This is a genomic window from Peptostreptococcus faecalis, assembly GCF_900240845.1.
In the GTDB taxonomy this organism is placed as follows: Bacteria; Bacillota; Clostridia; order Peptostreptococcales; family Peptostreptococcaceae; genus Peptostreptococcus; species Peptostreptococcus faecalis.
On sequence record NZ_OERU01000002.1, the window covers coordinates 274,547 to 284,024 of the forward strand.

At 26.9% G+C, this 9,478-nt stretch carries 9 protein-coding genes; 1 reads left to right on the forward strand and 8 read right to left on the reverse strand.

The annotated features are described in order from the left end of the window. Positions 1-309: 309 nt before the first annotated feature. The 7 genes from C0982_RS06540 to C0982_RS06565 all read right to left on the reverse strand — a co-directional run bounded on the left by C0982_RS06540 (position 310) and on the right by C0982_RS06565 (position 5,769). Positions 310-543: a hypothetical protein gene (locus C0982_RS06540; RefSeq protein WP_101773419.1), complete on the reverse strand. Its 234-nt coding sequence runs from the start codon at positions 541-543 to the stop codon at positions 310-312. Between the two features lie 219 nt (positions 544-762). Next, positions 763-1,257 carry an FUSC family protein gene (locus C0982_RS06545; protein WP_101773420.1) on the reverse strand — a complete coding sequence of 165 codons (495 nt, stop codon included), beginning with the start codon at positions 1,255-1,257 and terminating at the stop codon, positions 763-765. Positions 1,258-1,543: 286 nt separating this feature from the next. After that, complete coding sequence (locus tag C0982_RS06550) at positions 1,544-2,410, reverse strand: GNAT family N-acetyltransferase (protein ID WP_101773421.1); 867 nt, start codon at positions 2,408-2,410, stop codon at positions 1,544-1,546. Positions 2,411-2,671: 261 nt separating this feature from the next. Further along, positions 2,672-3,541 carry an SPL family radical SAM protein gene (locus C0982_RS06555; RefSeq protein WP_101773422.1) on the reverse strand — a complete coding sequence of 290 codons (870 nt, stop codon included), beginning with the start codon at positions 3,539-3,541 and terminating at the stop codon, positions 2,672-2,674. A 265-nt stretch (positions 3,542-3,806) separates the two neighbouring features. Next, positions 3,807-3,983 (reverse strand): hypothetical protein, encoded by a 177-nt coding sequence (locus tag C0982_RS10535; protein ID WP_180946898.1) that lies wholly within the window; start codon positions 3,981-3,983, stop codon positions 3,807-3,809. 266 nt (positions 3,984-4,249) lie between these two features. After that, complete coding sequence (locus C0982_RS06560) at positions 4,250-4,924, reverse strand: CPBP family intramembrane glutamic endopeptidase (protein WP_180946893.1); 675 nt, start codon at positions 4,922-4,924, stop codon at positions 4,250-4,252. 104 nt (positions 4,925-5,028) lie between these two features. After that, complete coding sequence (locus tag C0982_RS06565; protein ID WP_101773424.1) at positions 5,029-5,769, reverse strand: CPBP family intramembrane glutamic endopeptidase; 741 nt, start codon at positions 5,767-5,769, stop codon at positions 5,029-5,031. Between the two features lie 505 nt (positions 5,770-6,274). Between C0982_RS06565 and C0982_RS06570 the strand changes: the two genes are divergently transcribed. After that, on the forward strand, positions 6,275-8,470 hold the full coding sequence (locus tag C0982_RS06570) for a cell wall-binding repeat-containing protein (protein WP_180946894.1): 2,196 nt from the start codon (positions 6,275-6,277) through the stop codon (positions 8,468-8,470). 141 nt (positions 8,471-8,611) lie between these two features. Here the strand turns inward: C0982_RS06570 and C0982_RS06575 are convergent. Continuing rightward, positions 8,612-9,478, reverse strand: an 867-nt coding sequence (locus C0982_RS06575; RefSeq protein ID WP_145994503.1) for a cell wall-binding repeat-containing protein, incomplete at its 5' end; no start/stop codon positions are given.

The window sequence follows — 9,478 nt, forward strand, 5'->3', positions numbered from 1 at the left end:
TAATTGCTATTTCCATTTTTTAGAGGTATATGCATTTTGAGTCACATCCTCTTTTAGAGCATTTATTTTATGTCCTAATTACATTATAGACTAATTATATTTATAATCAATTCAATTTACATAACTTTAATAATATTAACAAGATTTGAATTAATTAATATTATATTAATATTACACAAGCTTACATATATTTTATTTTAAACATCATTATTATTTTTATTATTATATTATTTTTGTATAATTTTTATTCTAATATCACTTTTTATACTAAAAAGACTAACTAGTAGTAAGTTAGCCTTCTTAATTTTATTAAACCGGTATAACTATATTGTAATCACCGGACATATAATCTCTGGAACACGGTTTTGGAAAAGAAATTCCATAAAAGTTATAATGCTTTATCATACGCTTTATCATACTTTTACCTACTTTTACTGCATTCTTCAAGCTTTCTGTAGTACTTTCTACTCCAAAATCCGGGATATAGACATGATACCCTTTTTTTTCTTTGTTTATGATCATTCTATAAGTTTTTTCTAACATTTGATATCCCCTCCTTGATACATATAATCGCATATATTTCTAAATTTCCCCTTAACAGTATTATTTTTACAAAAATATTTCATAATGTATCGTTAAATTTCAATATTATCACTAACAAAGATTATAAAGTTTTCATCTATCAAAAAACAAGTAAAGACTCTATACCTAGTCGCAATTGCTATTAGATATAGAGTCTCCTTTTATTTTTTGTTCTATTTTTTATTCTGTCAACCTGTGAAATGGTATACTGTTAACTGCTAATGAAACTATTATACCTATAGACGTTTCTAATACTCTACACCAGGCAAATATCATAGGATTTTCATCCGCTCCATGCATTATTGTAATACATAAAAATACCACGCACATTAAATATGTACATTCTTGTTTTTTTATTATAAGTGAACTCTGTATTATCGGCACTAACATAAGTGATAATACCAAATACCTTATTATTTCCGAATAATCTCCCATAAATCGTTGTTCAAAATAAATAAATACTACACCCCAAATTGCTCCTACAATTGTAGCAATTTCTCTATTTTTTGCAACTCTAAAGCTATTACTCATATCATTTTGTATACATAAAATGGTGGCTATAGCTGCATAAAATGGACTTCCAGTTTTTACGATACTCTCAATCATAAAGCATATAAAAACTGCTAAAGCAGTCTTTTTTGTTCTAAGACCTACTTTCGTAAATTTTTTTGCCATAATTATTTTCATCTCCAATGATTACATTACTTTTGTGTATTCTATTCAATCCGTCATATATCTGTTTCAGTTATCTGTGTTTATTTAAGATGTTTTTTTATATAATATTACTTAAAATAAGCATCAGATCATGACCAATAATATATCCCTTGTTTTATTGTATTTTATATCAAGAGCCACTTTATTTCAAGGTTTGTTCAATACAACAAAATTAATAATATTATAGATATTCCATTTATAGATTAATTAAAAAAGATATTTTTATTTAAAATCATATTTTCTTCTACTATGCATAAGATAAAAGCGGAAACATTTCATTTTCTTTAAATTTTGACGAGCTATCATTTTTTAGTTCAAATAGAGTTGTATCTTCCATCTCAAAAATAGATGATTCCATTCCTGTTATATCTTTTGGAGTAAATCCTAAAACCACCCTTTTAACATTTGAATTTACCACCTCTGCTAATAAGTCAGTCAACGAAGCTTTTGAGTCACCGAAAACATCATAGCAAATAAATTCTTCATTTTCTTGGACTCCTATTACAGCTGTATTATGTTTCTTAGAATAATATATACTTTCTTTCATAACTGAACTGCAATAAAACATCACTAGTTCAATATTATCTATCATTTCAAATTTTGAAAATGGATTCCCTTTTTTATAGCATTCAAATAAACATTTTTTATCAATTTCATTGTCAACATCCAATTTTATAAAATCACTTTTTTGTGTATCAACAGAAAATAAATACTGCTCTTCTATTCTCTTTTCAAATCCAAATTTAGGATAAAATTCAACAACTGAATCATTTGCAAAAAGGTATATCAAATCAGATTTATCACGCCAATCAGCTATTATTTCTTTCATTAACATTCTAGAAAGTCCTTTGTTTCTGTGTGATGGCTTTGTCATTACAGTTCCTACTTGTACACAGTTTTTTATTTTGCCATTATGATTAAATTTTATTCTATTTACAGAAGCATTTGCTACGATTTCATTTCCCTCGACAATTGCATATGGCATGTATTTATCAGTCCAATACCCCTGCTCATACCACTCTTTAAAAGGTATTCCATATGTTTCTTTTGCCAATTTAAAAAAGCTCTCTCTTAAAATATCATTCTCTCTCACATTTTTTATTATTTTACTCATATTATCCTACTTTCTTTTTACATTAATATTATTTATATGTAGACACCTCTATCTCTTTTTTTATACACAATTTATGTATATAACTTTTTTATATACTATTTTTTAATAATAATTTTTCTACATAATACTTTTTATATACTATTTTTTAATAATAATTTTTCTACATAATACTTTTTATATACTATTTTTTTGCATATAATATTATATCTATTATTAAAATATTTATTTTTTTAATACATCTCACAATTTGCAAAAAAAATTCTAAAATAAACTCAATTGAATCCCTTCGTCTTTATTTTCAAATGTACTTAAATATTCAAATATCATATCATTATTGTGCAAAATTCCATTTTCCTCACACTTTTTATGAAAAAAATCCATCAATTCATTATTTTTCGGACTATTTATAATATATTTATTTCCATAATTCTGTATGTACTTTTCTTTAACTCCTGGAAATTTTTCATCTAATTGTTTATAAAAATATTCACGATTTCCTTCCCTAAGTGTCAATCCCATTCCAAAACATATAATTCCAAAAACGTTCGCTTCTATGCACTCATCCAAGATTCCATTTAAGTTTTCTTTTGTATCATTTATAAATGGGAGAATTGGTGAAATCCATACTGCAGTTGGTATCCCTCTTTCATTTAACTTTTTTAAAACTGCTACCCTTTCTTTAGTTGTGCATACATTAGGTTCAATTATCTTACAAAGTTTTTCATCATGTGTTGTCAGAGTCATTTGAACTACACATTTAGTTTTTTTATTTATTTTTTCTAATATATCTAAATCTCTCAATATTAGGTTTGATTTTGTTATTAAAGTAAAACCAAATCCGTATTTACATGATAATAACAATGCTTTTTTCACATATTTCAAGTCTTTTTCAATAGGAATATATGGATCTGTCATTGATCCTGTGCCAAGCATACACTTTTTGCGCTTTCGACTGAGAATATTTTCTAATAGCTCGATTGCATTTTCTTTAACTTCTATATCTTCAAAATCATGTTCCATTTGATAACAATGACTCCTTGAATCACAGTATATGCATCCATGTGAACATCCTCTATATAAGTTCATACCATTTCTAGAAGACAAAATCCCTTTTGATTTTACATAATGCATCTTCCCACCCCTCTTCTTTCCTTATATTATACCAAAATTAACTTGAAACATCGTGTCATATTTTATTTTAAGTTTTAAACTTTTAATGTAGATTTTCTATTAGTTAAAATACTTCTATATTATTGTTTTATATTAATATGATGTGGTATCATTCTTTTATAATAAACTAATTTGGAGGTAATAAATGAATAAATCATATTTTGATGGAGGCTTGCTTCAGTTTTTGGGATGGTACATACTAGGAGCGGCTATAACTATAGTAACACTAGGAATATGTCTTCCATGGGCATACTGTATGAGTATTTACCCACGTCGAAATACTAAACCCCATTTCAAAACACGTTATTAATGGTGCTATAATATTAACTGATATAATAGAAATTATTATCATAAATATCGCAAATTCTTTTTTATTTCTTGGTAACTTCATATAAAAATCCATACTAAACTCCCTCCTTTTAAGTATTATCGCAAAAAAAAAACAGCTGAGTTAAGTCTTAACTCAGCTGAACAATTTTACGCCTTTTATTTACTCTACTATTCTACACTAATTTAAAAGTAAAATCAAGTACTAAATTTTATTTTTTATGATTTTGCATATTTCTCATTTCAATATGCTATATTTTATTACTACTTACTATAATTTCTATAAAAATACCTTTTTAACAGTATATTTTTACTCATACATATTGATACATATTTATACCACTATCCTACAATCTTTAATAATATTAACCCAAGAATACCCATAAATACATTCATACCATTGAATATAAAATGTACTGTTATAGAGTTCCAAATATTTTTTGAGTACAAATAAATCAAGTTAAAAAACATTGCCATAAACATATATGGAATAGTTTGTATTATATCTCCATTAAAATTATTGAAATGAATTAATCCAAACAATATTGCAGATACAAAAAACATAAATATTCTAACTGATTTTTTCTCAAATCTATAAAACAAGTGATGTCTAAACACTATTTCTTCTACAAATGGTGCCATTAAAGGAATTAATGAAAGAGGAATTGACAGCATCAAAGGAAGAGACATTACATCCATTTCTTTGCTTGCACTTAAATTATCTAAAGGTAATCTAACTATATATAATAGCAAATGCATTAATATTACACAGATAATAGAAATTCCTATATTTTTCCAAAGACTTTTTTTAAATACCTTAAAATCCCTTTTCAATAGATTTTTATTCAATAAAACGACAATCAAAAATCCTATAAATGCTATGCTTAGAGTCAAAACGCCTCTCATATTCATATCAGAATTTATTGATGGTATTTTTACAATTAATTCTCCTAATAATAATTGCAATGGAATTATTATTAATGTTATAAATGTTTTAATATAATTTTTGTTTTCCATTTTTATTTCCTTTCTATACATTAAATTATAACTATCTCTTTATACTTATTTGATAGTATACCATAAAGACTTTATATTAAACTAATATTTTTATTTAATATCTACTATTGAATATATGTAAAGACCCATGCTAATAAGTTATTTATAAAATGAATACACATCGTAACCTCAATTCGTTTTGTCTTGTAATATGTAATTGCAAAAATAAGGCCTCCGCCGAAATATATCAAAAAGCTAACTATATCTGCTGGACCATGGAAAATTCCAAATAAAGTTGAACTCACTAATATTCCGACTACTGCTTTATAGTTTTTAAATAATGTTCCCATTAAAAAAGCTCTAAATACAAGTTCTTCAACTATAGGTGCATACAAAGACATGGTTATAAACATTAAGACTATACTTTGATTTTCAAATAATTCTTGTATAGCTGTATCATTTGCAGTACTTTCTATACCTTGAATATGTAAAAGAATATACCCTACTATTACAACTATTCTATATAATACAAATCCTCCAATAACTATAAGTATATTTTTTTTATTTATAAAATTAAAACTTAGTTTTGCTATATTATATTTTCTTGCAATAAAAACAAATATTATTATAAACACTACATATGTTGCCGAGGATATAAGAGTATTTACATCTATAAATGAATATATGTCAGATGTTCCAATTTCTGTAAATATGCAATTAACTATTTCCTCTATAAATGATGGTAAAGAAGAAGTCATTATTGCCAATAATCCTATAAATACTCTCCCAATTGTAATAATTGTTTTTTCTAAATACTTATCCATTCCATCCGAAAATTTTTTCAATTTGTTTGATCCATCACTCATTTGTTTATTAAACTCCTCTTTTTATTTTTATTAACAAGCATCGACTCATTGTTATAAAATTATACTTATTAATATGTTTAAATTGTTATATTTTTTAAAAATACTTCTAATAAAATGATAAATTTTTTAATAAGTATTATCAAGGTATATTTTTTGTATATTATATAATATATTTTAATTTATAATTGTTTAATACGTATTACTAATCATCATAATCATAATAGCAAATACTTATTATAGTTTTTTTCTGTTTAAAATTTATTATTTTAAGACACAAAATGTTTTTTAAACATAAAGCAGGGTATAATTAGGTAATTCACACTTTTATATATTAAATTCCACTAATATTATAAAAAATGGAAACAAGGAAAACCTTTTTATTTTCTATATTTAGTTTGAATGACCTATTTTTTATAAGTAATAGACAACCTAAATGTAACAAAATAAATTACAGCAGGCAACCGAATAATGAAAAATAAATTCTATAAATAACATGGAGGTAAATATGAATACAAAAATTAAAAAAATTGCTTTGTTAAGTTTAACTTTAAGCTTAATCTCGTCAAATTTTATCCCTGCTTTTGCTTATGACTCTATAAGTGAAACTAATTATCAAATTAAACAAAATGTGAAATCTGAAAGCAATCTTCCGGAATATCCAGACATAAAAGATTCCCTAAACTACAAAACATCTAGGATAGGCAAAGAAATAATACATTATGTGGATGGATTAAACTTTGAAAACTATGATGAATCCGGTGGAAATCCTTTAGGATTGCGTAATTACATGCTTAGTATTGACATTTGGGAAGCATATGATAAGGCTGCTAGATTTGAAAAGCTTGTTGTTCCATGGACTCAAATAGAAAATAAATTAAAAGATGATACTTATGAAGAATTATATGGGGTTAGAATAACACTAGTAGGTTTTGATGGAAGCTTTAAATTTACTTTAGAAAAAGACTTTGATTATGACATAAATTCATCAAAAGAAGATATTGTATTTACGAGAAAAGAAATTGATGAAGAATTAATTAGAAGAGGAGTAGACCCAGAAACAGCTGAAATGCCTCATACATTCAGCCTATACTTTACTAGCTTAGACAAAAATAAAAAAGAATTATATTATGCTGGGACAACCAAATTTGAAATGGAAAGACCATTAGAATATCACTATACGGCTATTGATAATCCTACTTATGAAAATTGGGGAATACATAGACTTCAAGGTGATCTCAGTTGGTATACAAAAGATACTAATGACAGGACAACTCTTTCATTAAAAACTAAAGACCTTTATTATGAAACTTCTACATTAGAAATAACTCCTAATAAAGCTGAAAATATAAAACCTGGCGAATCTATAAACCTAAATTTAGACCTTAAAAACACATCTAAAAATATTCCGAACTCTTTTTTAGTAATGGGATATGACATTTTAGATGAACAAGGAAATAAGATTGGAAACCAAGAAATAAAAACTACTTCTGATAATAAAAACATAAATTTAAAGCAAGGAGAAAGTTTACAGCAACAAATAGAATATAAAATTCCTGATGATTATAAAGGAAAAAAGATTAGTTTTAAACCTTATGTATATACTGCATATGCCGTCATGAACAAAGATGGTACCAATAAAGAATTTTACTATAACCCTCAAGATAAGGAATACGATAAAATCGTTGATATATTTTTAGACAATGACTCCACTGGCGGTGATGGCGAAGGCGGTAACACCGGCGGAAGTGAAAACGGAAATAACAGTGGAAACGGAACTGAATCCAAAAAAAGTATTATCTTGGCGAGTGGTAACAAGTATACGGACGTACTAACTGCTACGGTTCTTGGGAATGAGAAAAATAGTCCTATTCTTCTTTCAAGTAAAGATTTAGTATCTAAAAATACTTTAAATGAAATTAAACGACTTAGTGCTGATGAAGTAATAATCTCTGGTGGTCCAGATTCAGTATCTGAAGAAGTTGTAAAACAATTAGAAAAAGAAGGTTATAAAGTTAGAAGAATTTACGGACAAGATAGATACGAAACTGCTAAAAAAATAGGCGAAGAAGTAAGACTTTCTACTAATAATAAGACTGATGCTATTTTAGTTGATGGAACTAACTTCCCTGACGTAATCACCCTTTCTACTATAGCAAATGAAAAAAGAGCTCCAATAATTTTAACTAACCCTAGCAAGCTTAATAGCACTACTAACAAAGCTTTAAAAGATTGGAATATAAAAAACGTAACAATAGGTGGAGAAAATAATTCAGTTTCTAATGAAATAGAAAACGAATTAAAAACAACTCTAACAAGTGTAGAAAGAATTGGTGGAGCAGATAGGTATGAAACTGCATATAAGGTAGCAGAAAAATTTAGAAATATCACTAATAATAAGACTAACATGATATTAGTAGATGGAACAAACTTCCCTGATGGAATCACAATTAGTTCGGTAGCTTCTAAATTTAAAGCTCCTATTCTTTTAACAACGCCAACTAACCTAAATAAAACAACAGAAAATGCAGTAAATAACTGGACAATTGAAAACATACTTATAGGTGGAGGATATAATTCAGTATCTAAAACTATAGAAGATAGCCTAAAGATTAAAAACAAAGAGAGAGTATCTGGAGACGATAGATATGACACAGCAGTTAAAATATCTCAAAAATACTCTGAAGAAAAGTTTTCTAAGTAAAAAATATAATTACAAAAAAGCGCCCAAACAATAGTTTGGGTGCTTTTTAATTCTTTGTTGTATCAGCGTTCTATTATTTTAAATTATTTCCAAATACAATTGAGTTGTGTAATTGTATCTATATAACTCAATTGTATTAACTTATTTCCCTATAGGTGTTGAAATTCTATCAAGTCTTTGAGATATCTTAACTGCTGTAGAATATCTATCAGCACCTGATATTCTTTCCTTGTTAGCGACTTTCAGTCCGTCATAGATTGATTTAGAAACTGAATTTTCCCCTCCACCTACAATTATATTCTCTATTTTCCAGTCTGATATATCATTTGCTGTAATATCAGTTAGACTAGATGGTCTTGTTAAATGTATTGGAGCTTTGAACTTCGCTGCTAGAGAGTTGATTGTGATTCCATCAGGGAAGTTTGTTCCATCTACTAGTATCATATCTTTAGTATTTCCTGTAGATTCTCTTACTTCTTTTCCTATTAGTGAAGCTGTCTCATATCTATCTGCTCCACCTATTCTTGAGGTAGATATTTTTATTTCATTTTTTAATTTTGTTTCAATATTATTTCCTACTGAATTATCTTGACCACCTATTGTTATATTTTTTATATTCCAGTCTTTTATCGTCTTTTCAGTAGTTGCTGTTAGTTTTTTAGGATTAGTAAGAAGTATTGGAAGTCTCTTGTTTACTGCTAATGATGATATTGTGATTACATCAGGGAAGTTAGTACCATCCACCAAAAATGCTCCCTCAGTCTTTCCAGTCAAAGATCTTATTGCTTTTCCAATTTCTTTTGCAGTTTCGTATCTATCATTTCCTGCATATCTAATAATATTGAAGTCTTTTAATTGTTCTTCTACTTTTTTAGACACTGAATCCACACCACCAGATATTATTATATCTCCTGTTCCACGTCTTTTTAATTCGTTTAGTGTTTCCGTAGATATACTATCTGTTCCAGTTAGTAGAATTGGGCAGTTTCTTTCATTTGCAAGTACTGT